This is a genomic window from Yimella lutea (genome assembly GCF_006715095.1).
Classification (GTDB): domain Bacteria; phylum Actinomycetota; class Actinomycetes; order Actinomycetales; family Dermatophilaceae; genus Yimella; species Yimella lutea.
The window spans coordinates 2,287,265-2,310,399 of the sequence record NZ_VFMO01000001.1; the positions used below are offsets into that span (position 1 = coordinate 2,287,265).

The window sequence follows — 23,135 nt, forward strand, 5'->3', positions numbered from 1 at the left end:
CGATCAGGACGGCTCCACGTAGGTGGAGATCGCCTCGTCCCGCAAGGTGCCGGAGTTGTTCGAGATGTACAGCATCGACGGCGTGACTTTGTAGACATAGCCGCCGGAGTTGGCTCGCCAGCCGTCGCTCTCACGGACCGGGTTCGCGACTCGAATGTTGTTCGGCTTCTCAGTCTGGTCAGGTCGCAGCCCGAGGTAGTAACGGCTGCCCGACGGGGCCTCGCAGATAGTCACCAACGAGGTGTCCGAGGAGGCCACGAGCACCGCCCGATCGCCGCCCGAACAGCGCACCTCCGAATGGCCGGTCCAGCCCTGCGAGTCGTACCCCGCACCTGGCGCAATGGTCGGGCTGGTCGGTGTGGACGTCGACGTGTCGGTACTTGTCGACGTCGTGGGTTCCCTGCTCGACGCTTGCGTGCTCGCGGACGTGGTGGTGGTCGAGGAGCCGGTGTGCGTGACCGTCACGGTCGTGACCTTGCCGTCCGGTCGGGTGCTCACCGAGGTACTGGTCGATGTCGGGCTCGACGGGCGCGACGTACTGCTCGGACCTGTTGAGCTGGTGGTTCCCGAACTCGGCGACGAGCGATCGGGGGTGTCTGCTCCGACGGCACCCGTGCCGTCGTCCTGGCCCCAGACCTGCCAGGCCGCGAACGCAGCGACGAGTGCGAGCGCGGCGAGCACAGCCCACAGCGCGGCCTCGGGGCCCAGCTTGCGGCCCGGTCGCTCAGCGGGGGGTGGGTTGGGGGTGCGGAAGTGGGTGCCGGTCGGACGCCGCGGTGTGAAGGCGGGGTCCGAGTGGGGACGGGATGTTCCTGACGGGGCTCCTCCGGTCAGGGCAGCGGGCGAGCGTTTGGGCAGCATCGCTGTCGCCGTTCCGGCAGCAGCCACCCCTGCACCGGCCGACCTCACCGTTTGTCCGGACGCCTCCAAGGCTGCCGTGGCGGCACGCCCGAACTCGCGCGCGCTGCCGAACCGCTGGGCCGGATCCTTGGCCATCGCCCGCGCAATGACCTTCTCCAGGGCGGGTGGGACGTCATCCCTGACGCAGGTCAGCCCGCGTGGTGCGTCGTTCAGGTGCGCCTGGATCATCGACGGCACGGACGACCGCGGGAATGGCGGCTCCCCGGCGAGGCACTCGTAGAGCACGCAGCCGAGTGAGTAGATGTCGGTCGCCGGGCCGACAGGCTCGTCCTGGAAACGCTCCGGAGCCATGTAGGCGAAGGATCCGATCGCGGTGCCCGTGGAGGTCAATCGAACCTCGTCACTGCGACTGGCGATTCCGAAGTCGGCCAGATAGGCGAAGCCCGAGGGCAACAACAGGATGTTCTCCGGCTTGACGTCGCGGTGCACCAAGCCGTCGTTATGGGCCGCCTCCAGCGCGTCCGCGACCTGTCGGGCCACTTCGACGGCGAAGGTCACGTCCATGTGGTCTGGCCGGCGCAGCACCGCGCGCAGGTCCTTGCCACGCACCAGGCGCATGTCCATGAACAGAATGTCGTCGATCTCACCGAAGTCGTGGATCGGGATCACGTGCGGTTCCTGCAGGCGCGCAGCGACCCTGGCCTCGCGCTGGAAGCGTTCCCGGTAACTCGCGTCCTTCGCGAGCTCACGCGGCAGCAGTTTCAAGGCGACCTCGCGGTCCTTGATCGTGTCATAGGCGCGGTAGACCTCGCCCATACCGCCACGTCCGATGAGATCGTCGATGCGATATGGGCCGAAGGTCGCTCCGACGCGATCGTCGGCCATCCTCGTGCCCTCCCCCTGTCTGCGGTCCCCCTTGGATCCGCGCACCGTCCAACCGTAGCCGCCGCATCCGTTCGACCTCGATCATGGTTCATCACGATTGTGTCCCTGCAGGCTTGGTGCGTCCGACTGCCAGGCGTGCGTGAATGTGTCACAGTTCACTCGTGGATCTGACCAAGCAGGCGCCTGCCGGGACGCAATCGACGCCCGAACAACGCACGCTGCAGCGCAGCTGGTACTGGTACGACTGGGCCTGTTCGGCATTCGTGACGGCGACGATGACGGTGCTGTTCGGCCCGTACGTGACCAGTCTGGCCAACAAGGCGGCGTGTCCGACCCGGCCCACGGACGAGGAATGCTTCACGAACCTGTCCGTGCTCGGCTTCTCGATCCCGCCGGGCTCGCTGGTGCCCTACACGCTCACCGCGTCCACCATCATCTCCGCGTTCGTGCTGCTGTTCGTCGGCGCACTCGCCGACCGCTCTCCGCGTCCGACCCGGTTGCTGGGCTTCTTCACGCTGGTCGGTGGGGTCGCCGCCACGGCGATGTTCTTCCTCGAGGGCGACAACTGGCAGCTGGCGATCGTGCTGGTGATCGTCGCGAACACCAGCCTCGGCGCCGCGTTGATCATCTACTCGGCGCTGATGATCCGCATCACTCCCCCGGACGACCGCGACCGGGTCTCGACCGTCGGGTGGGCGATGGGTTACCTCGGCGGCGGCCTCATGCTGGCCGGAGCGCTCGCCTTCCTGCTCATGCACGAGAAACTTGGCGTCTCACTGTCGATGACGGTCCGCATCATCTTCGCTGCCGGCGGCATCTGGTGGCTGCTCTTCGGCATCATCCCGGTCATCGCCCTGCGCAATGTCCCGAGTGCGGCCGATGCATCCGGCAAGCAGCCGATGTTCAGCGGTAGCTTCAAGCAACTGAAGGAAACCTTCAAGGAGTTGCGCGGATACCCCGAGACGATGAAGTTCCTGGTCGCATACCTGTTCTTCAACGACGGTATTCAGACCGTCATCGCCGCGGCAGCGCTGTACGGAGCGTTGGAGCTGAAGTTCGACGAGAACCAGCTGTTCATCACGATTCTGCTGGTGCAGTTCGTCGCGTTCCTCGGCGCGATGCTCTTCGGACGGATGGCCCGCACCCAGGGTTCGCAGAAACTCATCCTGCTCAGCCTGTTCCTGTGGACCGGCGTCGTCTGCGTGGCTTTCTTCATTCCGGAGAGGGCGTTCGGGCTCTGGCTCGTTCTCAGCGTCGGCATCGGCATCGTGATGGGTGGTAGCCAGTCCCTGTCCCGGTCCCTGTTCAGCCACCTGGTCCCCAAGGGTCGCGAGTCGGAGTTCTTCAGCCTCTATCAGGCGATGGAACGCGGCACTAGTTGGTTCGGTACCTTCGTATTCGGTCTGGTCTACCAGCTGTTTCACAGCTACCGTCTGTCGATCGTCGCGTTGGTGATCTTCTTCGTCGTCGGCGGTCTGCTGCTGCGGGCGGTGGACGTCCGCAAGGGGATCAGCGACGTCGGCAACCATGTGCCCCAGGTCATCTAGGGAGAAATTTCGCGGCATTCGGAACAATCCGCGGCCCGCGCCCGTTGGCACCAACAGATACCGCGACGGTCAGATCACCAACACATGACGATCTTGAGTTGATTCGTTGCGGCCACGTGCAGATTCGGTGCAAAGGGGAAAACCATGGCAGAGCGATCATTGCGAGGCACGAACCTTTCGTCGGTCTCCCACGAGAGCGACGAGGGCGTCACCCTCAGCGACCGGCAGCTGACCCGTTACCAGTGCCCGGAAGGACACGTCAGCGAGCTTCCGTTCTCGGTCGAGGCCGACATCCCGTCGTTGTGGGAGTGTCGCTGCGGCGCAGAGGCTGTTCTCGTCGACGGCCCCGAACCGGAACGCAAGCCGGTCAAGCACCAGCGCACCCATTGGGACATGTTGCTGGAGCGTCGCTCGATCCCCGAACTCGAGGAACTGCTCGAAGAGCGCCTCACCCTGCTGCGGGAGTCGCGCGGGGTCAAGCCCCGGCGTAAGCGCACGGCCTGAGCCCATCGAACGATTCGGCCCCGGAACTCACCAGAGTCCCGGGGCCGAATCGTGTTCAGGCGCGGGCGAGCGCGAGTGCGGCCGAACCTTGGATCTCCATCGAGACGGTCAATCGTTCGAGCGAGATGTTGGCCGCAATCGTGTCGTCAGCCGAGTGGTACTCCGGCTCGAGCAGCGCCGGCGTCTCGACGCCCCGCCAGGAGAAATTGCCGCTGTCGACTCCCACCTCGGAGAACGACTGGTGATCGCTCGAGCCACGCGGCGTCACGTCGCTCATTCGTGCGCGATAGCCCAGACGCTCCCCCGGGCGTCGGGTGCAGCGTGGTGGTGAGTTGCAGCTCGATCGGCGCAGAGCGCTGAAGATCCAGCAAGGCGTGCTTCTGCACCTGGCCCACTCCGACCACAGGGATCGAGACATCGGCGGTCAGAACCGGAGCGAACGCGGACGCCTGGCGCGGGTAGACCACGTCCACGCGGGTGGCGATGACGGCGACGGCCCCGCGTGCTGCAGCAGCGACGGCCAGCGGCGTGATGTCCTGGGTCACGCTGACCACCCGCATCAGGATCTGACCGGACAGATCCGCCGGCAGATCGGCCACCGACTCGGACGGGGCGATCACGACTGTTCCGCGCACAGTGACGTCCTGGCGGGCACGAGCGGCCGAACCCACTCCCCACGCGAGGGAGGACGGCAGTCGGGGGCTGCTCAGCTCACCTGCCCACTCAGTCGTCGACGATCTCACCCTCGATGACATCGTCCTGCGCCGGACGGCGCCGCGGGCCGGTCATCGGGCCGGCACCGGGTGTCCCGGTCGGACCCGTGGACACCGTCGTCGCCCCGACCATCGTTCCGTCGAGCAGCCGACGTGCCACCGCTGCCTGGAGCAGTGGCCTGGCGAGAGGCCGGGTGAACGGCAGGATGAGGAACAGACCGATGATGTCGGTCAGGAACCCGGGCGCCAACAGAAGTGTGCCGCCGATGAGGATCAGCGCGGCGTCAGTGAGTTCGCGGGCCGGCATGCGGCCGGTCTGCAGTGCAGTGCGCAGCGCCCGCCAGGCGGTACGCCATTGGCTCTTGACCAGCCAGGCACCGATGAGCGACCACAGCACCAGCAGACCGAACGTCTGCCAACCGCCGATGGTGCGTCCCACCTGGATGATCACGATCACCTCGATGACCGGGATCACCAGCAGCATCAGGAACAGAATCCAGCCGATCTTGCCGCGTCCGCGTCGCTGGGCCATGGCGTTCACTTCCTGCCGGCGAGCCGTTTGAGTTGATCGAGTCGGTGCGCGGCGCCCCACTTGCTGACGTTGAGCATCGCTTCGCGCACGATCGACTCGGTCATCTTGGACGCCCCAATCTCGCGTTCCACGAATGTGATCGGCACCTCTGCGACGACCAGGCCGGCACGCACCGCGCGCCAGGTCAGGTCGACCTGGAAGCAGTAACCCTGTGAGGAGACGTCGGCCAGGCCGAGCGCACGCAGTGCGCAGGCGCGGTAGACGCGGTAGCCGGCGGTTGCGTCCTTGACCGGCATGCCCAAGGCGAGCCGGATGTACAGATTGCCGCCGCGGCTGATGATCTCGCGGGACTTCGGCCAATTGACGATGGATCCGCCCGGGACCCACCGCGAACCGATGACCAGGTCGGCCTCACCGGCTACCTCGAGCATTCGAGGCAGCATCTCGGGCGGGTGCGAGCCGTCGGCGTCGATCTCGACAAGCGCGTCGTATCCGCGCTCCAGGCCCCAGGCGAAACCGGCGAGGTAGGCCTTGCCGAGACCTTCCTTGCCCGCGCGGTGCAGCACCGTGATGTGATCATCGCTGGCCGCCATGTCATCGGCGAGCTCGCCGGTGCCGTCGGGCGAGTTGTCATCGAGGACGAGCACGTCGGCGTCCGGCACCGCCTTGCGGATCCGCGCCATGATCAACGGCAGGTTGTCCCGCTCGTCGTACGTCGGCAGCAGGACGAGCACGCGCTTCAGCGGCTCGCGGCGGATGTCAGTCACGTGCTTCCTCTTCTGTCTGGGACGGCGTCGTCGTCGACTCGTCCGCCTTGTCGGACGGATCGACGCCCCCGCCCGGTGCGGATGTTCCCGTCCGGCGGACGGTCGCTCGCTCGCCCCGGGTACGGCGCCACGCGATCAGGACCAGCAACCCCGCGATCGCGCCGATCACGTACTCGGGAATTGCACCCCAACGGTCGGCCATCGTCTTGGCAGACCGCAGCGGCAGTTCCCCGGCGAGAACCTTACGGGTGAACAACTCCGAACGGTCGTGCACCACACCGTCCGGCGTGATCAATCCGCTCACGCCCACGGTCGAGATGTGAACCACCGAGCGGCCGTGTTCGACCGCCCGCACCTGTGAGATGGCGAGTTGCTGCTCGGACTCCGCGGTGTAGCCGAAGGTGGCGTTGTTGGTCTGGACGATGAGCAACTGCGCGCCCCGATCCACCGGTGCGCGGGTGACGGCGTCGTAGGCGACCTCGAAACAGATCACCGGACCCACCTTCACGGTGCCGGACCTGGTCGGGATGTCGAACACCCCGACCTGCTTGCCGTGGGCGAACTCGGTGGTCAGCAGGTCGACCTTGTCGGAGAACTGACGAAAGAAACTCCGGTACGGCATGTACTCCGCGAACGGAACCGGGTGTTGCTTGACGTACTGATCGACCAGACCTCGACCGGGCAGGTACAGCATGGAGGTGTTGGAGACCTTCGGGGCGGGCTCCTGCAGCACCGCGCCGACGATGACCGGCACGCCGACGGCACCGACAGCTTGTGCGATCCCGGTTGCCGCGTCGGCGTTGCGGGTCGGGTCGATGTCCGACGAATTCTCCGGCCACACGACGAGTTCGGGTGACGCAATCTTGCCGTCGGCAACCATCCGGGCCGCCTGCTTCGTGGTGGCGACGTGGTTGTCGAGCACGGCGCGGCGCTGCGCGTTGAAGTCGAGTCCGGTTGTCGGCACGTTGCCCTGGACGCCGACGACCTGGAGCGGCTTGCCCTCCGTCGGCACCGGGACAACAAACGCCGATGCGCCGACCAACGCGGTCGCAGCGGTGGGTACGAGGAGCCGCAACAGGCTCAATTGCCCTGTGGCTAATCGGAATACGACGAGCGCCAGCAGAGCACCGAGCAACGCGACGACGAATGTCAGACCTGGTGCTCCGGCTATGGACGCGAACCGCACCAAGGGTGAGTCGGCCGTGGTCCAGGCCAGCCGTGCCCAGGGGAATCCGCCGAACGGCACGTTCGAGCGGAACAACTCCTGCAACACCCACAGGGCCGCAACGGCGCCCGGCCGAACCGCACCCCTGCGCTGGACCACGGCGATCGCCATGCCCATGAACGCGAGGTAGAGGGACTCGGTCACCGACAGCGCGATCCACGGCGTGTCGCCTACGTAGATGCCGCTCCAGTGCAGGGTCGGCAGGAAACAGGCGAGTCCGCCGAGCAGACCCAGCAAGAATCCGCGTCGCGCCGTCGTCCCGATGGTGGACAAGGACATGAGCATCACGCCGACCGGTGCCATCGGCCACCACGCCGTACCGGGGAAGGCGAGCCAGAGCGAGAGCCCACCGAGCACTGCGAGCGCCGACCGCGCCGGGAGTCGACCGGCCGTACGAACGAGTGCCGGTCGAACCGGTGCGGAGGTCGTAGTCACCGAGCAAGCCTAATCTGCGCGGTTGAGCACTGCCGCGGGGCGTGATCCGATTGCGCATCAAATCCGGAAGCCCGAACCACGAGGTGATGCAGATGGGCCCCGGTAACTCATCGTTGGGACCGATCGCAACGCGTGCGAAAGTTATCTACTGGATGACGGGGCCCATCTGGCGTGAGAGCTACGCTACCTGCCGACCATGCACTGTCAAACGCGGCTCTGAACTGCGAAAACGTCTGTTTGTGCTGGTCAGCGGGTCGGTTCTGGACCGGTGTCGGCAAAAGATTCTCGGAATGATCTTCGGGACGGCGGCGTGTCGCGGGACGACACGCCGAGCAGGTGACGGATGGCACGCCATTGACGAGGCGCAGCGACGATCGCCCGGTCGTTCAGTCACCGAAGGGACTGCGGTCCTCCCACGCCGTGCTCAGCACAACTGTCGTCCGTGTGGTGACGGCGGCGGCAGAACGGATCGTGGCGAGGAGATCCTCGAGCTCGCGCGGGCTGGCTACCCGCACCTTCAGCACGTAGTTCTCCTCCCCCGCGACCGAGTAACAGGCCACGATCTGATGCAGGCCACGCAGCCGGTCGGGGATGTCGTCGGGCGCGGACGCGTCGAACGGCGCGATCGAGATCAGCGCGGTGAGTGGCAGTCCGGCAGCTTCGTGGTCGACGACGGCGCGGAACCCCTTGATCACCCCCCGCTCCTGCAGGCGGCGCACCCGCTGGTGTACCGCGCTGACCGAGAGCCCCGTGTCGCGGGCCAGATCGGTGAAGCTCAGCCGACCGTCGGACGCCAGAAGTGTGACGATGCGGCGGTCCAGGTCTTCCATGCCTCTACGGTATTGCAGCATGGAGCCCACCCGACGCCTGTTGCTGCTCGACTCCGCCTCGCTGTACTTCCGCGCGTTCTTCGGAGTGCCCGACCGCCGCTCACCCGCCGGTGTCCCGATCAACGCGGTGACCGGATTTCTGGACATGATCGCCACCCTGGTCGATCGGGAGAAGCCGACGGACCTCGTTTGTTGCTGGGACAACGACTGGCGTCCGGCGTTCCGGGTCGATGCGATCCCGTCCTACAAGAGTCACCGCCTCACCGAGGGCAGCGATGTCCAGGAGGAGTCACCGGACAATCTGACGCCGCAGGTACCCGTCATCCGCGACGTCCTGGCAGCAATCGGATTGTGCCGCCTCGGGATCGACGGGTACGAGGCCGACGATGTGATCGGGACCTTGGTGCAGACCCATCTCGGCCGGATGCCTGTCGACGTCGTCACCGGCGACCGCGACCTGTTCCAGTTGGTCGACGACGCCCAGGACGTCCGCGTCCTGTACACCGCCAAAGGTGGTGTGCGGCAACCGGATCTGATCAATCAGTCGTTCCTGCAACAGGCGTACGGCGTGGGCACCGGAGCGGGTTATGCCGACATGGCGGTGCTGCGCGGAGACACCAGTGACGGTCTGCCCGGAGTGCCAGGCGTCGGCGAGAAGACCGCAGCTCAGCTCATCGCACGCTACGGCGATCTTGCCGGGCTCCGCGCGGCGATCGACAGCGGTGACCCCGAGATCAAGGGTGCCCGTCGAGCCAAGCTCGAGGCATCGGCGGCCTACCTCGATGTCGCGCCCGGCGTGGTGAACGTCGTGCGAGACATCGTGCTGCCGGCCGACATCGACACGGGGCTGCCGAAGCAGGTCGCCGATCCCGAACGACTGGACGCGCTGATCGAGGAGTTCGCAATCGGCAGTTCGGTCGCGCGCGTCACGAAGGCCCTCGGCCTGGACGACTGAGGCTCAGTAGCGCTGGGGCGGGTCGTCCTGGCGCGGCAGCGGGCGTGTCTGGTCGGGGCCGGCGCCGTCGCGGGGGTCGACCCGGGGCTGATTGTCGTACGGCCGGTCACCCGAGCCGCGGGAGGAGTCGCGCTCGTGACCCTGCTGGTCGTACCCGCGCTCGTCGTAGCCCCGCTGGTCGCGGCCTCGGTCGTCGTAGCCACGGTCGTAGTCGCGGTCGGAGCCGGCGCGCTCGCCATACTCCCGGTCGTACGGCGCGGCCGAACGACCCCGATCGCGAGGGTCGTCCAAGCGGTCCTGACGGCGGTCGTTGCCACGTCCGGCGGCGGGCACCGAGTCCGGACGGTCCTGGCCGTCGCCGAAGTGGGCGAACAGCAGTTCGTTGATCTTGACCTGCACCGACTCGACGTGGGGAATGTCGTCCAGACGCAGCTGCGGCTGGTCGGAGGCGTCGGAGATCAAGAGCGTGCCGCAGCCGAGCATGCGGTCCGAGACGCCCTTCTCGTACTGCACGTCGTTGATGCGGTAGAGCGGGATGTCGCGACCGGACTTGGCCATGATTCCGGTGCGGGTGATCAGACGGCGGTTGGTGAGCACGAACACCGTGTTGCGCCACTTCCAGATCGGAATGAGGCCCCAGACGATCGCGACGATCGCACAGAGTACGAGCACGGCGACGAGAGTCCACGGGCGTCCGTCATCCGGCAGGAACAGGTAGGCCAGCACCCCGAGCACGATCATCGACAGAATGACCAGCAACGGGCCGATGATCCTCTTGGCGTGCGTACGGAACTCGAGTTCGACGTGTTCGCCCTGCGTCAGGTGCTTGTTGGAGAAGGCCATGTCGAGCATCCTGCCAGAGCCGGCCCCCGATCCGGTGGCACACGCGGCGCCGGTGCGGACGGATCGGTGTGCGGTCAGTCCAGGCGGTCGGCGGCGACCACACCGCGCAACAACAGGTTGACGGCACGCTTGGCGTTCGCAGCCACGGACGGGTAGTCCTCCAGGTCGGCCAGTTGATCGAGCAGGTCGATCAACTGCTTGCAGCGGCGCACGAAATCGCCTGCGGTCAGGTCGGATCCGCGCAGGACGGTCTCAAGGCGTTGCCCGGCGGCCCAGCGGTGGATCGACCACACGATGGACGCGTCCGGCTCGCCCGGAGGCTGCAACTGGTGCCTCTTGGACAGTTCGAGCAGGCCCTCCCAGACGTCATTCTGCCGCTCGACCGCATCGGCGACCTCACGGTTCGGCATCTTCGGGTCGGGATCCGGACCGTCCTTGCTGCGCGACTGGTGGATGATCGCGGACACCGCAGCGGCCAGCGACGCCGGGTCGAGCCCCTTCCACACGTCCTGACGCAGACATTCGGCGACCAGCAGGTCCTTCTCGGCGTATATCCGCTGCAGCGTTCGTCCGTCGGAGGTGACCGACTGACCGTCCGGTGACAGGAACCCGAGTTCGCTGAGCTGGTCGCAGACCCGCTCGAAGGTGCGGGCGACGCTGTGAGTGCGTCCGTCGACCATTTTTTGCAGTCCGTCGGTCTCGCGACGCAGCTTCCACCAGCGCTCGGCCCAGCGGGCGTGTTGCTCGCGGTACGGGCAGTCGTGGCAGGGGTGCTGCCGGATGCGTTCGCGCAACTCCCCCACCTTGCCGTCGAGCCGGCGCAGTTCCTCGGTGTCCGGCGCGTCCACGTCACCCGCACGGGCGTCGCGCATCTTGATCCGCAGCGTCGAGGCGAGATCGGAGCGTGCCTTACGGTCGCGGTGGTTGAAACGTTTCGGCACCGGCAGCGAACCGAGCGTGGGCACAGGGCCGCGGACGTCCGACTCGTCCAGGCGCTTGGTGCGTCCGTCCTCGGTCAGGACGAAGGGTTGCGCGAGACCACGTCGAGGCGCGTCCATCGACAGCACGAGAGCAAGGCTCTCGCGTCGTCCGAGCGGCACACGGACGACGTCGCCGACCGACAGTTTGGACAAGGAGACGGCTGCGGCTGCCGTGTTCGCGGCGGACGTGCGGCGGCTCAGCTGCTTCTCCACATCGGACAGTTCGCGACGCAGCGCGGCGTACTGCTCGAAGTCGCCCAAGTGGCAGCGCATCGCTTCTGCGTAACCCTCCAGACCCTCCTGGTTCTTCTTGATCGAGCGCGCATGGCCGACGACGGATCGGTCGGCCTGGAACTGCGCGAACGACGATTCCAGTGTCTGCCGGGCCGGGCCGCGACCGAGCCGGTCGACGAGGTTGACCGCCATGTTGGACGTCGGGACGAAGCTGGAGTTGAGCGGGTAGGTGCGCGTACTGGCGAGTCCCGCAACGGACTCCGGGTCGGTGTCTCGGCCGTACAGGACGACGGCGTGGCCTTCGAAGTCGATGCCCCGGCGTCCGGCGCGACCGGTGAGCTGGGTGTATTCGGCCGGGGTGACCGGTGCGTGTGCCTCGCCGTTGAACTTCACCAACTTCTCCAGCACGACCGTTCGAGCGGGCATGTTGATACCGAGCGCGAGCGTCTCGGTGGCGAAGACCGCCTGGATGCGTCCGGCGGCGAACAGTTCCTCGACGATCTCGCGGAAGGTCGGCAACATGCCCGCGTGGTGAGCGGCGAAACCGCGGGTGAGCCCCTCGACGAAGTCGTAATAACCGAGGATCGCGAGGTCCTCCTCCGGCAGGGTGGCGATTCGTTCCTCGACCATCCGTCGGATGCGCTCGCCCTCCTGCGGCGGGATGAGCCTGATGCCCCATGCCAGGAGTTGCGAGACAGCGGAGTCGCAGCCGATCCGGCTGAAGATGAACGTGATCGCCGGGAGCAGACCCTCCTTGTCGAGGGCTTCGATCACCTCGGCGCGACTGGGTCCACGCGATGGTCGCCCACCGCGAACCGGACCGGACGGTCCCTTGCCCGGACGCCCGCGCCGTCCACGTGGGGCACCCGCGTCCATCCGTACCCCGCGCGGGTTGTCACGTTGCTGGAGCGCGGAGATGCGTTGCCGCACTTCGGGATTGACGCGCTTCTCACCGCCCGACTCGGCGAAGAGGTCGACGATGCGGTTGCCGATCATCATGTGCTGCCACAGCGGTACCGGACGATGCTCCTCGACGATGACCTCGGTGTCGCCTCGGACGGTGCGCAGCCATTCACCGAACTCCTCGGCGTTGCTGACGGTCGCTGACAGCGACACCACCTGCACCTGCTGCGGGAGCTGGATGATGACTTCCTCCCAGACCGCGCCGCGGAACCGGTCGGCGAGGTAGTGCACCTCGTCCATCACCACGAAGCCGAGGCCGGACAGGGTGTCGGAACCCGCGTACAGCATGTTGCGCAGCACCTCGGTGGTCATCACCACGATCGGCGCTTCGCCGTTGATCGAGGAGTCACCGGTCAGCAGGCCGACCTTGTCGCTGCCGTGTCGTTCCACCAGATCGGCGTACTTCTGGTTCGACAGAGCCTTGATCGGGGTCGTGTAGAAGGTCTTCAGGCCGGTGTGCACGGCCAGATGCGCGGCGAACTCGCCCACGACGGTCTTGCCGGCGCCGGTGGGTGCAGCGACCAACACACCCTGTCCGCTCTGCACCGCTTCACAGCCGGCGCGTTGGAAATCGTCGAGCGGAAAGTCGTAACCCTCGGCGAACCGTTCGAGGTGCGTGCTGTCGAAGGTGCGGCGGGAAGGGCTCGGCGCGGACGGAACGGTCATGTCCGCAGACTAGTTCGGCGCTCCGCTCAGATGGTGGAGGCGTGGTCGTCCGACACGTCCAGCCACTCCGGACGCTTCTTCTGACGCCGTTTGTCGAGGATGGCGGCGATGCCGACGGCGAGGTAGAAGAGCCCGACCATCGGGAAGGCGAGTGCGAGCATCGACCAGGCGTCCGGACTGGGACTCATGATCGCGGCGAAGACGAAGATCACCATGACCGCGACTCGCCAGCCCTTGAGCATGACCTTCGCCGGCAGCACACCGACGGCGTTCAATGCGACGAGGAAGACCGGGAGCAGGAAGGCCAGACCGAACACCAGGATGAAACGGGTGACGAACGTGATGTACGCACTGCCGTCCTGGTAGTTGACGGCGTCGCCGGGTGTCACGCCGAGCAGGAACTTCACCGCGTTCGGCAGCACCCAGGTGGCGACCCAGCAACCCGCCGCGAACAGCGGCACGGCCGACCCGAGGAAGACCATCGACAGCCGCTTCTCCTTGCGGGTCAGGCCGGGAGCGAGGAAGGCCCAGATCTGCCACAGCCACACCGGGCTGGACAGGATCAGCCCCACCCACATGGCGATCTTCAGCTTGATCTCGAACGCGCTGGTGACGCCCTGCCCACCGAAGTTGAGGTTGATCAGGCTGGGATCGGGGCGCCCGGCGGCCACCTGGGTCAACGGCCGTTTCAGCCACTGGAAGATGCCTTCGTTCTTGAAGGTCACCCCACCCAGGCGTACATCGACCGGGTCGAACAGGATCCAACCCACCACCGCGCCGACCACGAGCGCAAGCACCGCCACCAGGGCACGCCGACGGAATTCGCGGAAGTGTTCGCCCAAGGACATCCGGGCCTCCGGATTGTCCTTACGACGCAGCAGTGCCATCGAGGTCGTCGAGTTCGGGAAGCGGATTCAGTGCGTCAGTTGGACGCGGTGCCGTTCTGGCTGTCTCGCTGCGGGAAGCCGTCCGGGTGACCGGCCTGCGGCTGAGTGCCCGCAGCGTGCGATCCACCGGAGTTGTGGGTCTGGTTCTTCAGCCGCTCCTCGGAGTCCTGGACCGATTCGTCGCGGACGGTCTCGCCGTTGACCGTCTGCTTCGAGGCCGACGACTCGGCCTTCATCTCATCGACCTCGCTCTTGAGGATGCGGGCCGAGCGACCCAGCGAGCGGGCAGCGTCCGGAAGCCTCTTCCAGCCGAACACGACGACGACGACCAGGACCAGGATGAGCAGGTGCCAGGGCTGGAACGCGCCTCGGAACATGTCGGTTTCCCTCCAGGGAGTGTGTAGGCACGCTTCGGACGTGCCCATCTCGGAACGGCGCCAACTCTACGCGACGGTGGCGCCGATCACCCTCTCACCCGCCGTACGCGGCAAGTGCTTCGCGAGCACCCCGGTCGACGGACTCTCGCAGCTGCGCCGGCTCCACTACGCGAGCCGCTCCGCCGAGCCGCCAGACCAGTTGGCGTACCCAGTGCATGTCGGTGGTGCGCAGCGTGGTGGTGAGGGTGCCGTCGTCCGCGCGGTCCACTGCGTCGACCGGGTAGTAGTCGACCACCCAGGACGCCTGCGGTTGCAGTTCGAGGGTCACCGGGACCGCGTCCGAACCAGGCGAGAAAACCGAATCACCGAGCTGACGCGGCTGTGCCTGCGCCGGCGGGGTGCCGTCCTGGTCGAGCACCTCCAGGGTTTCGATGCGGTCGAGCCGGAACATTCGCACATCCTCGGCCCGGTGACACCAGCCCTCGAGGTACCAGTGGTCGTCCATCAACACCACACGCATCGGGTCGACGTCCCGCTCGGTGCTCTCGTCGCGGGCAGCGACCAGGTAGCGCAACCGCAGCCGGCGCTTGTCCGCGATCGCCTGCCGGGCGTCGGCCAGCCACGCAGTCTGCGAGCTGTCGCCGGTGGTGATCCGCACCCGCTCGGACGCGGCCGACACGTCGCCGGCAGCGTCGATCAGTTTGGCAAGGGCGCGGTCGATCGCGTCCCGCGCCCCCAGTCCTGGCACCGCGGCCAGCGTGCGTAGGCCGACGATCAGCGCGAGCGCCTCGTCGACCCCGAGCCTCAGCGGTCGCGCGATCGTGTCGGCGTTTCCGACGAACACCTTTCCGCTGTCCCATTCGGCCTCGATGAGGTCGTCGGGCATATGACCCGGCGTGCCGCAGACGAAGAGCAGGTTCAGGTCGGCTTCGACCTGCTCGGGTGTCACGTCCAGTTCGCGGGCGGCCTGCTCGATGTCGATGCCCTGCCGGTGCATCAGCCACGGCACCATCGTCAGCAGTCGGGACAGGCGGGTCGTCGCGCTCTCGGCGGCCATCAGCGCTCCTGCTCGGTGGTTCGGTCGGGCTCGAGAATCGCTCGGAGTCGTCGGATGACGGCGTCTCGCAGATCGGCGGGTTGAATGACCCGGACGGCAGGGCCGTAGCCGACGATCTGTTCGGCGAAGATCTCGGTGTCGGTGTAGTCGATGTCGATCTGGGTCCATGTGTCGTCGACCTCGCCGGCGGTCCGCGCCCGGCGGCGCAACGCGTTGCCGCTGCCGGTGCGGACGTGCAGGATCGCCGGCTGCGGCTCCCGCTCGACCTCACTGCCCTGGATCATCGCGATCGGGTCGTGGTCGGCGGGCACCTCGTAGGCATCAGGCTTTCCCACGGTCTTCACCGCACCGTCGACCCGACCGAGCCGGAAGACCCGGGGCGCCTCGCGGTCGAGATCGAAGCCGGCGACATACCAGCGGCCGTGCCAGTTGGTGACCGTCCACGGTTGCAGCCTGCGTCGTCCGACGGTGCCGTCGGGTTTGCGATAGCCGAAGTCGACCTGGCGGCGGGCCAGCGCGGCGTCCTTCATCGCCGGGAAAGCAGGCTCCGCGGTGCGCACACGCGGCTCCAGGCCGACAAGCGTGCCCTCGTCACGCTGGACGTCGGCCGCCTCGAGCTTGCGCAGCGCACTCGCCGCGGGCCCGGCCAGACTGGCCTGCTGCCAGGTGCGGCTGGCCAGTCCGAGGACGGCGAGTTCGTCGGGTTCGAAGTGGATGTCGGGAAGGGCGTACTCGCGGCGGTCGATCCGGTAGCCGGTCTCGTCGTCGAACAGTGGGTCGACGACCTCGATCCGCAGCGGGATGCCGAGGTCACGCAGTTCGTCCTTGTCGCGCTCGAACATGCGGTCGAATGCCTCGTCGCTGCTCGCGGACCCGTACTGGGGCACCGCCTGGCGGATGCGCTGCTTGGACAACGGCTGCCGGGTGTACAGCAGGCAGATCACCAGGTTGAGCAACCGCTCGGTCTTGGCGGCAGGAGTCGGGGCGCTCATGCGTCCGACGCTATCGGATCGGATCGCACTAGTGTACGAGCGTGATCACGTGGCGAAGTGGTGTCGTCGTCGGGCTGGGCTCCCGTTGGTCGAGCGCGCAACAACTGACCGTGCAGCTGCCGGACGACGGGGCCGAGGTCGCTGCGCTCGCATACATCGACCTGGTCGGTGATCCCGCCGTGGGTGACCGGGTCCTGCTGAACACGAACGCCGTCGACCGCCGACTCGGGACGGGCGGCGTCGCCCTGGTGGTCGCACTCCCCGACCGTCTGCCGCCGGTGCCGGCAGCCGGCGACGGTCACATCATGAAGGCGCGTTACACGCCCCTGCAGACGATGGTTCTCGGCGTCGACGAGCAGGAGAGCCCGCACCACGAACTGCTGCGGGACGCAGACGACCTGGGCGGAGTACCGGTCATCACTGCCGACCTTCACTCCGCCGTTCCCGCGGTTGTCGCCGGCCTACGAGAGTCTCGACCTCAACTCGACGTTGCATATGTGATGACGGACGGAGGCGCTCTTCCGGCTGCATTCTCTGAGGCGATCAGCGGCCTGCGCGACGCCGGTTGGCTTTCCGGCGTGGTGACCGTCGGGCAGGCGTTCGGCGGCGATCTCGAGGCAGTCAATGTGTACACCGGGCTGCTCGCCGCCCGGCATGTGCTCGGCGCCGACGTGGTGGTCGTGGCTCAGGGACCGGGCAACCTCGGCACCGGCACCCGCTGGGGCTTTTCCGGTACATCTGCGGGTGAGGCACTGAACGCCGCGTACACGCTCGGCGGTCGTCCGATCGCGTCGTTGCGGGTCTCCGAGGGCGATGCTCGCGAGAGGCACCACGGCATCTCCCACCACAGCCGCACGGCATATACGCGCGTTGCGCTCGTGCCGGCGGATCTGCCCGTGCCGGTGATCGGCGACGATTTCGGGGCGAAGGTCTCGCGTCAGGCCGACGACCTCGTCCGGGAGTCCGACGGACGGCTACGCCGAATCGACGTCGCGGTGCAGGGATTGCGCGAGGCACTCGACTCGAGCCCGGTCGCGATGCGCACGATGGGACGCGGAATGGACGACGACGCGGCGTCCTTCCTCGCGGCTGCTGCCGCGGGACGGTACGCCGCTTCTCTGCCGACCTGATCACGACAAATCCGCGTGAGTTTCGGCCCTTCGCCGGGCTGGGCGAAGGGCCGAAACTCACGCGGATTCTTGGGGACTGGGCGGTTTCAACCGGTCGTCGCAACACTCTGATCTGAGGAGTGGTGATGGGTCGTCCCGCGGGGTGGTTGAAGGAGTTAACGGGCCGTTCGGCGATGATCTCGCCGGGCGCGCCGAAGACGCGTCGCGGCGTCGAGCGCGAGTTCTGGCGGAAGGTCGCCGCAGGGGCCTCGTCCGAGGACGCCGCGGTCATGGTCGGTGTGTCGCCCGCGGTGGGTGCGCGGTGGTTCCGGCAGGGTGGCGGCATGCCCACGATCACGCTGACCGACCCGGGTGGTCGGTACCTCTCCTTCGCTGAGCGGGAGGAGATCATGCTGCTGCGCGAGCAGAAGCACGGGGTGCGGGAGATCGCACGCCGCCTCGGTCGGGACCCAGGAACGATCTCTCGGGAGTTGCGACGCAATGCGGCCACGCGGGGCGGGAGATTGGAGTACAGGGCATCGGTCGCGCAGTGGAAGGCCGAGCTGATGGCACGCCGGCCGAAGCCCGCGAAGCTTGTCACGAATGACCGGTTGCGCGAGTACGTGCAGGACCGGCTCGACGGCAACGTGCGGTTGCCCGATGGGACGGTGGTCGCCGGTCCTGAGGTGGCTGCGTGGGAGGGGCGGAACAAGCCACATCGACAGGACCGGAGATGGTCGACGGCGTGGAGTCCTCAGCAGATCTCGAAACGCCTCGAGGTCGAGTTCCCCGATGATGAGAGCATGCGCATCAGCCACGAAGCGATCTACCAGTCGCTGTTCATCGAGGGACGCGGCGCGCTCAAGCGAGAACTCGTCGCCGCGCTGCGGACCGGGCGAGCGTTACGCAAGCCCCGGGCCCGATCGCAGAACAAGCCTCAGGCGCATGTCACCGCGGACGTGGTGATCTCCGAGCGTCCTGCCGAGGCCGCAGATCGTGCGGTTCCAGGGCACTGGGAGGGGGATCTGATCATCGGGACGAACCGGTCCGCGATCGGCACGCTCGTCGAACGCTCCAGTCGTTCCACGCTGCTGGTTCACCTGCCGCGCCTGGAGGGTTACGGTGAACAGCCGAGGACGAAGCACGGGCCCGCGCTCAGCGGTTACGGTGCCGTCGCGATGAACACCGCGCTGAGCGCGTCGCTGATCACGCTCCCGGAGCAGCTACGTAAGACGCTCACCTGGGACCGAGGAAAGGAACTCTCGGAGTACGCGCAGCTCGTGCTCGACACCGGCACTCGCGTGTTCTTCGCGGACCCGCACTCGCCCTGGCAGCGGCCCACGAACGAGAACACGAACGGGCTGCTGCGGCAGTACTTCCCGAAAGGCACCGACCTGTCGCGGTGGACCGCCGAGGACCTCGCCGCGGTCGCCTACACGCTCAACAACAGGCCCCGGAAAGCACTCGACTGGAAGACGCCCGCGGAAGTGTTCGCCGAGCAGCTGCAGTCGATTCAACGAGCCAGTGTTGCGACGACCGATTGAAACCGCCCTGTGCCCGCGGATCTCAGCGCAGACCGAAGGCGCTTCCCGCGCCGGGCTTGCTCGCCGCAACGAGATCGACCACGAAGATAAGGGTCTCGTTCGGTCCGATCGCGCCGCCGGCACCGCGAGCGCCGTAGCCGAGCTCCGGCGGGATGGTCAGCTTGCGGCGGCCGCCCGGCTTCATGCCGACGATGCCCTGGTCCCAACCCTGGATGACCTGACCGACGCCCACCTGGAAGTCCAGCGGTGCGCCGCGGTTCCAGGATGCGTCGAACTCCTCGCCGGTCGACCAAGCGACGCCGACGTAGTGCGCCTTCACCATGTCGCCGGCTTCGGCGGCACGGCCCTCACCTTCGGTGATGTCCTCGATGAGGAGTTCGGCGGGCGGGTTGTCACCCGGGAAGTCGATCTCGGGCTTGGTGGTGTTCGGGTCGAACGGCATGACTGTTCTCCTGATGTGGAACGCGGACGGATGGGTGGGGTCAGAGTGCGGCGAGGATGTCGACCACGAACACCAGTGTGTCGGTGCCCTTGATGCCGGCCGCCGGCTGACCCTGCGCGCCGTAGCCTTCGGCGGGCGGCAGAACCAGCAGCACACGGCTGCCGACCGGTTTGCCGACCAGGCCCTTGACGAACCCGGGGATCATCCCCTGCGGGTTGGTCGCCGACGCGGTCTGCAGCGGGAAGTCGGCAGGCGCGCCGCCGTTCTTGGCCGAACTGTCGAAGACCTTGCCCGTGCCCCAGACGACTCCGGTGTAGCGAACCTTGACGGTCTGACCTTCGACGACCTTGCGGCCCTTGCCGGTGATGAGGTCCTGTGAGACGAGCGACTTCGGTGCGGTGGCGACCTTGCCACCGGACTTCGGCATGGTGATCGTCGCGGGCTTCTTGCTCTGGTTGCCGTCGCTGACCGCAACCGCAGGCAGCTCCTTCTTCGGGGCGACGGTCGTGCCCTCGGGCTTGTCGAGCACGGCGGACGCACCGGTGATCGTCATCCGGAAGATCAGCGTGTCCTTGGCGGTGATCCCGAGTTGCTGGCTGCCCTGTGCACCGAAACCATCGGCCGGCGGGATCGCGACGTCCATCACGGTGCCCACCGGCTTGCCGGTCAGGGCCTTGACGAAGCCCGGGAACTGCGATTTGTCGTTGAGGACGACGGCGACGTCGTCCTTCCCGTAGGTGCTGAACAGTTCCTTGCCGTTGGTGCCGTTGACCGCCAGATAGTTCACGTAGGCGATGTCGGTGGCCTTCACCGCCGCACCGCTGCCCTTCTTCACCACACGTGCGGTCGTCTGGTTGGCCTGGAACGGCTTGGTGGCGAGCGTCAGCTTGGGCGCCTTCGGGTTCTTCTCGTCGACCTTGATCGCCGTCATCGGCGTCACTTTGTCGGGCGAGACCGTCAGCGGCTTGGCGGCGCTGCTGGTCGCTGCGCTGGACGACGTCGGCGAACTGCTCTTGTTAGAGCCCGAGTCGTCGCCGCACCCTGCGAGAACGAAGGTGGTGGAAAGGACGCCCACAGTAAGCAGGCGGGTGTTACGGCGCACGCGAAAATACCTCGTGTTGTCGGCTGTCGGACGGTCCACCATAACCGGCGGGACTGTGCGGGGGCTGTCAGCCCGGCTCAGCCCATCGCCTCGATCAGCGCGGTCACCCGCGGATCCTCGTTGGCGAACGGGTCCTTGACCAGCACCGTTCGTTGCGCCTGGTCGTTGAGTTTGAGGTGGATCCAGTCGACCGTGAAGTCGCGGCGATGCTGCTGGGCCGCCCGGACGAAGTCTCCGCGCAACTTGGCGCGGGTCGTCTGCGGCGGCGTGGTCACCGCCGCGGTGACCTCGTCGTCGGTGCAGATCGTGGCCGCCCGACCGGCCCGTTGCAGGATGTCGAAGACACCGCGTCCGGGTTTGATGTCGTGGTAGGTCAGGTCGAGCTGCAGCATGCGCGGGTGATCGAGGTCGTAGCCGTGCTTGGTGGCGACCTGGTCGAGCAGCTTCTTCTTGATCACCCAGTCGATCTCGGTGTCGACCAGCGAGTGGTTGTCGGTCTCGATCGCGGTCAGCGTCCGGCCCCACAGGTCGAGCACCTGCTTGGTGGTCTCGTCACTGATGCCCTGCCGTTCGACGAATGCTGTTGCCCGCTCGAAGTATTCGGTCTGCATGGCGAGCGCCGAGATCTCCTTGCCGTTGGCGAGACGCACCAGTGTGCGGCCGGAGATGTCGTGGCTCATCTCGCGAATGGCGCGGATCGGGTTGTCGAGGCTCATGTCCCGCATCGGGATGCCTTCCTCGATCATCTGCAGCACCAGGTGGGCCGATCCCAGCTTCAGTTGGGTGGTGGTCTGCGACATGTTGCTGTCGCCGACGATCACGTGCAGCCGCCGGTAGTGCTCGGCGTCGGCATGCGGTTCGTCGCGGGTGTTGATGATCGGGCGCGAACGGGTCGTCGCGCTGCTGACGCCTTCCCAGATGTGGTCGGCGCGCTGGCTGACCGCGTACACCGCCCGGTTGCCGAGCTGGACGATCTTGCCTGCGCCACAGGTGATCTGGCGGCTGATCAGAAACGGGATCAGGTGCTCGGAGACCCGCTGGAAGTCGCCGTGCCGCGAGACCAGGAAGTTCTCGTGGCACCCGTAGGAGTTGCCGGCCGAGTCGGTGTTGTTTTTGAAGATGTAGATGTCGCCGCGGATGTCGTCCTCGGCCATGCGCTCCTGGGCGTCGACCGCGAGATCGACCAGGATGCGCTCCCCCGCTTTGTCCTGGATCACCGCCTCGCGGATGTCGTCGCACTCCGCGGTGGCGTACTCGGGGTGGCTTCCGACGTCGAGGTAGAGACGGGCGCCATTGCCGAGGAAGACATTGCTCGAGCGTCCCCAGCTGACCACACGACGGAACAAGTAGCGCGCCACCTCATCGGGGGTCAGCCGGCGCGTCCCGCCGGAGGTGCACGTCACGCCGTACTCGGTCTCGATGCCAAAGATGCGCCGTTCCATGCTCCGACCCTAGACGGGTGTCGGACGCGCGCTGTGCGCCGAAAGCGAAACATCCTGGTCAGTGGGACGAAAGCCTGCTGACATGGGGTCATGCGACTCCTCATCCTCGGCGGTACGGCCTTCCTCGGACGAGCAACCGCGAGGGCTGCACTCGACGCCGGTCATGAGGTGGTCTGTCTCGCCCGTGGCGCGAGCGGGTCGGTGGTCCACGGGGCCGAACTCGTCCGGGGCGAGCGGAGCACACCGGACGGATACAACGGCCTCATCGGCGAGTTCGACGCGGTGATCGATGTGGCCCGCGACCCGCTGCATGTCCGCACAGCGTTGGACGCGCTCAGCGGCCGTGCCTATCGATGGCTGTTCGTCTCCACCATCAACGTCTACGAGCGGGTCGGTCCCGACGCCATCGGCGCTGACGAAAGTGCCGCCGTGCTCGAGGCGTGGCACGGTGACGACTGGACGCCCGAGCAGTACGGTGCGGGCAAGGTGACCTGCGAACGCCTTGTCGCACAGGCCTTCCCGAAAGCGCACCTCATCGCCCGGGCCGGTCTGCTGGCCGGACCGGAGGACACCACCGACCGCACCGGCTACTGGTCGCTGCGTTTTGCCCATCCGTCCCGCCCGGACGACAAGGTGCTCGTCCCCCACGTACCGGACGCGAAGGTGCAACTGATCGACGTTCGCGACCTGGCGAAGTGGCTGGTGTGCTGTGCGCAGGACGGCACGACCGGTGTCTTCAACGCGACCGGACCGTCCGTCCCGCTGCACGCCATGCTCGCGACCGCTCGTCGGGTCGCCGGACACACTGCGGATCTCGTTGCGGTGCCGCCGGATTGGCTGCAGGCGCACGCAGTTTCCCCGTGGATGGGTGAGCGCTCGTTACCGCTGTGGGTGCCCTGGCCCGAACTCGCCGGCATGATGAGCGTCGACGCCGGCGCGGCCCGGCAGGTGGGTCTGGAGGTGCGGCCGCTGGCCGACACCTTCACCGACACCCTCGCCTGGGAACTACGAGCGGGTCCGGGCCGGCCCAGGAATGCGGGTCTCTCCCCCACCGACGAAGCCGATCTGATCACCACCCGGCTGCGCGAACGCTGAACGCGCCAACGGCCCGGCAGCTACGCGCTGCCGGGCAATCCACTCAGACGCGGATCAGTCCTTGTCCGTCCCGCCGCCGTTCGTCCCGACGCTCACGCGCTCGCTCCGCTCCGTGCTGGATTCCGCGCCGCGAGTACGGAACCGTCGC

Annotated in this window: 21 protein-coding genes; 6 read left to right on the forward strand and 15 right to left on the reverse strand. The window is 67.1% G+C overall.

Annotation, left to right across the window (positions count from 1 at the left end; all coding sequences use genetic code 11):
• Window positions 1-3 precede the first annotated feature (3 nt).
• Window positions 4-1,791 (reverse strand): serine/threonine-protein kinase, encoded by a 1,788-nt coding sequence (locus FB459_RS11140; RefSeq protein ID WP_170221882.1) that lies wholly within the window; start codon window positions 1,789-1,791, stop codon window positions 4-6.
• 116 nt (window positions 1,792-1,907) lie between these two features.
• Between FB459_RS11140 and FB459_RS11145 the strand changes: the two genes are divergently transcribed.
• Together FB459_RS11145 and FB459_RS11150 are read left to right on the forward strand one after the other, a co-directional pair.
• Window positions 1,908-3,293: an MFS transporter gene (locus tag FB459_RS11145; protein ID WP_342771347.1), complete on the forward strand. Its 1,386-nt coding sequence runs from the start codon at window positions 1,908-1,910 to the stop codon at window positions 3,291-3,293.
• 144 nt (window positions 3,294-3,437) lie between these two features.
• Window positions 3,438-3,797 (forward strand): RNA polymerase-binding protein RbpA, encoded by a 360-nt coding sequence (locus tag FB459_RS11150; RefSeq protein ID WP_129626789.1) that lies wholly within the window; start codon window positions 3,438-3,440, stop codon window positions 3,795-3,797.
• Window positions 3,798-3,852: 55 nt separating this feature from the next.
• Here the strand turns inward: FB459_RS11150 and FB459_RS17560 are convergent, their stop codons facing one another.
• The 5 genes from FB459_RS17560 to FB459_RS11175 form a co-directional block, all read right to left on the reverse strand.
• Complete coding sequence (locus tag FB459_RS17560; protein WP_211345181.1) at window positions 3,853-4,074, reverse strand: zinc-binding metallopeptidase family protein; 222 nt, start codon at window positions 4,072-4,074, stop codon at window positions 3,853-3,855.
• Between the two features lie 446 nt (window positions 4,075-4,520).
• Entirely contained in the window at window positions 4,521-5,042 is a 522-nt protein-coding gene (locus FB459_RS11160) for an FxsA family protein (RefSeq protein WP_141928547.1), read from the reverse strand.
• Window positions 5,043-5,047: 5 nt separating this feature from the next.
• Complete coding sequence (locus FB459_RS11165) at window positions 5,048-5,809, reverse strand: polyprenol monophosphomannose synthase (protein WP_141928549.1); 762 nt, start codon at window positions 5,807-5,809, stop codon at window positions 5,048-5,050.
• On the reverse strand, window positions 5,802-7,469 hold the full coding sequence (lnt, locus tag FB459_RS11170) for an apolipoprotein N-acyltransferase (RefSeq protein WP_129626797.1): 1,668 nt from the start codon (window positions 7,467-7,469) through the stop codon (window positions 5,802-5,804). The genes FB459_RS11165 and lnt overlap by 8 nt, the downstream gene beginning before the upstream one ends.
• A gap of 386 nt (window positions 7,470-7,855) precedes the next feature.
• Complete coding sequence (locus tag FB459_RS11175) at window positions 7,856-8,299, reverse strand: Lrp/AsnC family transcriptional regulator (protein ID WP_129626799.1); 444 nt, start codon at window positions 8,297-8,299, stop codon at window positions 7,856-7,858.
• Between the two features lie 19 nt (window positions 8,300-8,318).
• On the opposite strand from FB459_RS11175, the gene FB459_RS11180 reads away from it, so the two are divergent.
• The gene (locus tag FB459_RS11180; RefSeq protein WP_141928550.1) at window positions 8,319-9,254 is read left to right on the forward strand and encodes a 5'-3' exonuclease; all 936 of its coding nucleotides are present in this window, start codon (window positions 8,319-8,321) and stop codon (window positions 9,252-9,254) included.
• Between the two features lie 3 nt (window positions 9,255-9,257).
• Here the strand turns inward: FB459_RS11180 and FB459_RS17565 are convergent, their stop codons facing one another.
• The 6 genes from FB459_RS17565 to FB459_RS11210 form a co-directional block, all read right to left on the reverse strand.
• A complete protein-coding gene (locus FB459_RS17565; RefSeq protein ID WP_211345182.1) occupies window positions 9,258-10,097 on the reverse strand; it encodes a PH domain-containing protein in 840 nt (279 codons plus the stop codon).
• Between the two features lie 74 nt (window positions 10,098-10,171).
• Window positions 10,172-12,940 carry a DEAD/DEAH box helicase gene (locus tag FB459_RS11190; RefSeq protein WP_141928552.1) on the reverse strand — a complete coding sequence of 923 codons (2,769 nt, stop codon included), beginning with the start codon at window positions 12,938-12,940 and terminating at the stop codon, window positions 10,172-10,174.
• A gap of 26 nt (window positions 12,941-12,966) precedes the next feature.
• Window positions 12,967-13,827, reverse strand: coding sequence for a twin-arginine translocase subunit TatC (tatC, locus tag FB459_RS11195; RefSeq protein ID WP_239701866.1), 861 nt, complete (start codon window positions 13,825-13,827; stop codon window positions 12,967-12,969).
• 35 nt (window positions 13,828-13,862) lie between these two features.
• Window positions 13,863-14,204 (reverse strand): Sec-independent protein translocase subunit TatA, encoded by a 342-nt coding sequence (gene tatA / locus FB459_RS11200; protein ID WP_141928553.1) that lies wholly within the window; start codon window positions 14,202-14,204, stop codon window positions 13,863-13,865.
• A gap of 94 nt (window positions 14,205-14,298) precedes the next feature.
• Window positions 14,299-15,261, reverse strand: a complete 963-nt coding sequence (locus FB459_RS11205; RefSeq protein ID WP_129626808.1) for a helix-turn-helix transcriptional regulator — start codon at window positions 15,259-15,261, stop codon at window positions 14,299-14,301.
• Entirely contained in the window at window positions 15,261-16,253 is a 993-nt protein-coding gene (locus tag FB459_RS11210; RefSeq protein ID WP_141928554.1) for a helix-turn-helix transcriptional regulator, read from the reverse strand. Before FB459_RS11210 ends, FB459_RS11205 begins: the two co-directional genes overlap by 1 nt.
• A gap of 41 nt (window positions 16,254-16,294) precedes the next feature.
• Between FB459_RS11210 and FB459_RS11215 the strand changes: the two genes are divergently transcribed.
• Both FB459_RS11215 and FB459_RS11220 read left to right on the forward strand, forming a co-directional pair.
• Complete coding sequence (locus FB459_RS11215) at window positions 16,295-17,383, forward strand: DUF3866 family protein (protein ID WP_141928556.1); 1,089 nt, start codon at window positions 16,295-16,297, stop codon at window positions 17,381-17,383.
• A gap of 125 nt (window positions 17,384-17,508) precedes the next feature.
• The gene (locus FB459_RS11220; RefSeq protein ID WP_425472348.1) at window positions 17,509-18,906 is read left to right on the forward strand and encodes an IS30 family transposase; all 1,398 of its coding nucleotides are present in this window, start codon (window positions 17,509-17,511) and stop codon (window positions 18,904-18,906) included.
• Between the two features lie 22 nt (window positions 18,907-18,928).
• Here FB459_RS11220 and FB459_RS11225 read toward each other — a convergent pair whose 3' ends face one another.
• From FB459_RS11225 to pafA, 3 genes are all read right to left on the reverse strand, one after another.
• The gene (locus FB459_RS11225) at window positions 18,929-19,348 is read right to left on the reverse strand and encodes an FKBP-type peptidyl-prolyl cis-trans isomerase (protein ID WP_141928557.1); all 420 of its coding nucleotides are present in this window, start codon (window positions 19,346-19,348) and stop codon (window positions 18,929-18,931) included.
• Window positions 19,349-19,388: 40 nt separating this feature from the next.
• Window positions 19,389-20,450: an FKBP-type peptidyl-prolyl cis-trans isomerase gene (locus tag FB459_RS11230; protein ID WP_170221884.1), complete on the reverse strand. Its 1,062-nt coding sequence runs from the start codon at window positions 20,448-20,450 to the stop codon at window positions 19,389-19,391.
• A 77-nt stretch (window positions 20,451-20,527) separates the two neighbouring features.
• Entirely contained in the window at window positions 20,528-21,892 is a 1,365-nt protein-coding gene (pafA, locus tag FB459_RS11235; RefSeq protein ID WP_141928559.1) for a Pup--protein ligase, read from the reverse strand.
• Window positions 21,893-21,982: 90 nt separating this feature from the next.
• Between pafA and FB459_RS11240 the strand changes: the two genes are divergently transcribed.
• The gene (locus tag FB459_RS11240; protein WP_141928560.1) at window positions 21,983-22,987 is read left to right on the forward strand and encodes an NAD-dependent epimerase/dehydratase family protein; all 1,005 of its coding nucleotides are present in this window, start codon (window positions 21,983-21,985) and stop codon (window positions 22,985-22,987) included.
• Window positions 22,988-23,135: the final 148 nt, after the last annotated feature.

Coding starts and splice junctions, on each gene's coding strand:
- FB459_RS11150 (WP_129626789.1), top strand. CDS start 3,438: ATGGCAGAGCGATCATTGCGAGGCACGAACCTTTCGTCGGTCTCCCAC.
- FB459_RS17560 (WP_211345181.1), bottom strand. CDS start 4,074: ATGAGCGACGTGACGCCGCGTGGCTCGAGCGATCACCAGTCGTTCTCC.
- FB459_RS11160 (WP_141928547.1), bottom strand. CDS start 5,042: ATGGCCCAGCGACGCGGACGCGGCAAGATCGGCTGGATTCTGTTCCTG.
- FB459_RS11175 (WP_129626799.1), bottom strand. CDS start 8,299: ATGGAAGACCTGGACCGCCGCATCGTCACACTTCTGGCGTCCGACGGT.
- FB459_RS11180 (WP_141928550.1), top strand. CDS start 8,319: ATGGAGCCCACCCGACGCCTGTTGCTGCTCGACTCCGCCTCGCTGTAC.
- FB459_RS17565 (WP_211345182.1), bottom strand. CDS start 10,097: ATGGCCTTCTCCAACAAGCACCTGACGCAGGGCGAACACGTCGAACTC.
- FB459_RS11190 (WP_141928552.1), bottom strand. CDS start 12,940: ATGACCGTTCCGTCCGCGCCGAGCCCTTCCCGCCGCACCTTCGACAGC.
- tatC (WP_239701866.1), bottom strand. CDS start 13,827: ATGGCACTGCTGCGTCGTAAGGACAATCCGGAGGCCCGGATGTCCTTG.
- tatA (WP_141928553.1), bottom strand. CDS start 14,204: ATGTTCCGAGGCGCGTTCCAGCCCTGGCACCTGCTCATCCTGGTCCTG.
- FB459_RS11205 (WP_129626808.1), bottom strand. CDS start 15,261: ATGGCCGCCGAGAGCGCGACGACCCGCCTGTCCCGACTGCTGACGATG.
- FB459_RS11210 (WP_141928554.1), bottom strand. CDS start 16,253: ATGAGCGCCCCGACTCCTGCCGCCAAGACCGAGCGGTTGCTCAACCTG.
- FB459_RS11220 (WP_425472348.1), top strand. CDS start 17,509: ATGGGTCGTCCCGCGGGGTGGTTGAAGGAGTTAACGGGCCGTTCGGCG.
- FB459_RS11225 (WP_141928557.1), bottom strand. CDS start 19,348: ATGCCGTTCGACCCGAACACCACCAAGCCCGAGATCGACTTCCCGGGT.
- pafA (WP_141928559.1), bottom strand. CDS start 21,892: ATGGAACGGCGCATCTTTGGCATCGAGACCGAGTACGGCGTGACGTGC.
- FB459_RS11240 (WP_141928560.1), top strand. CDS start 21,983: ATGCGACTCCTCATCCTCGGCGGTACGGCCTTCCTCGGACGAGCAACC.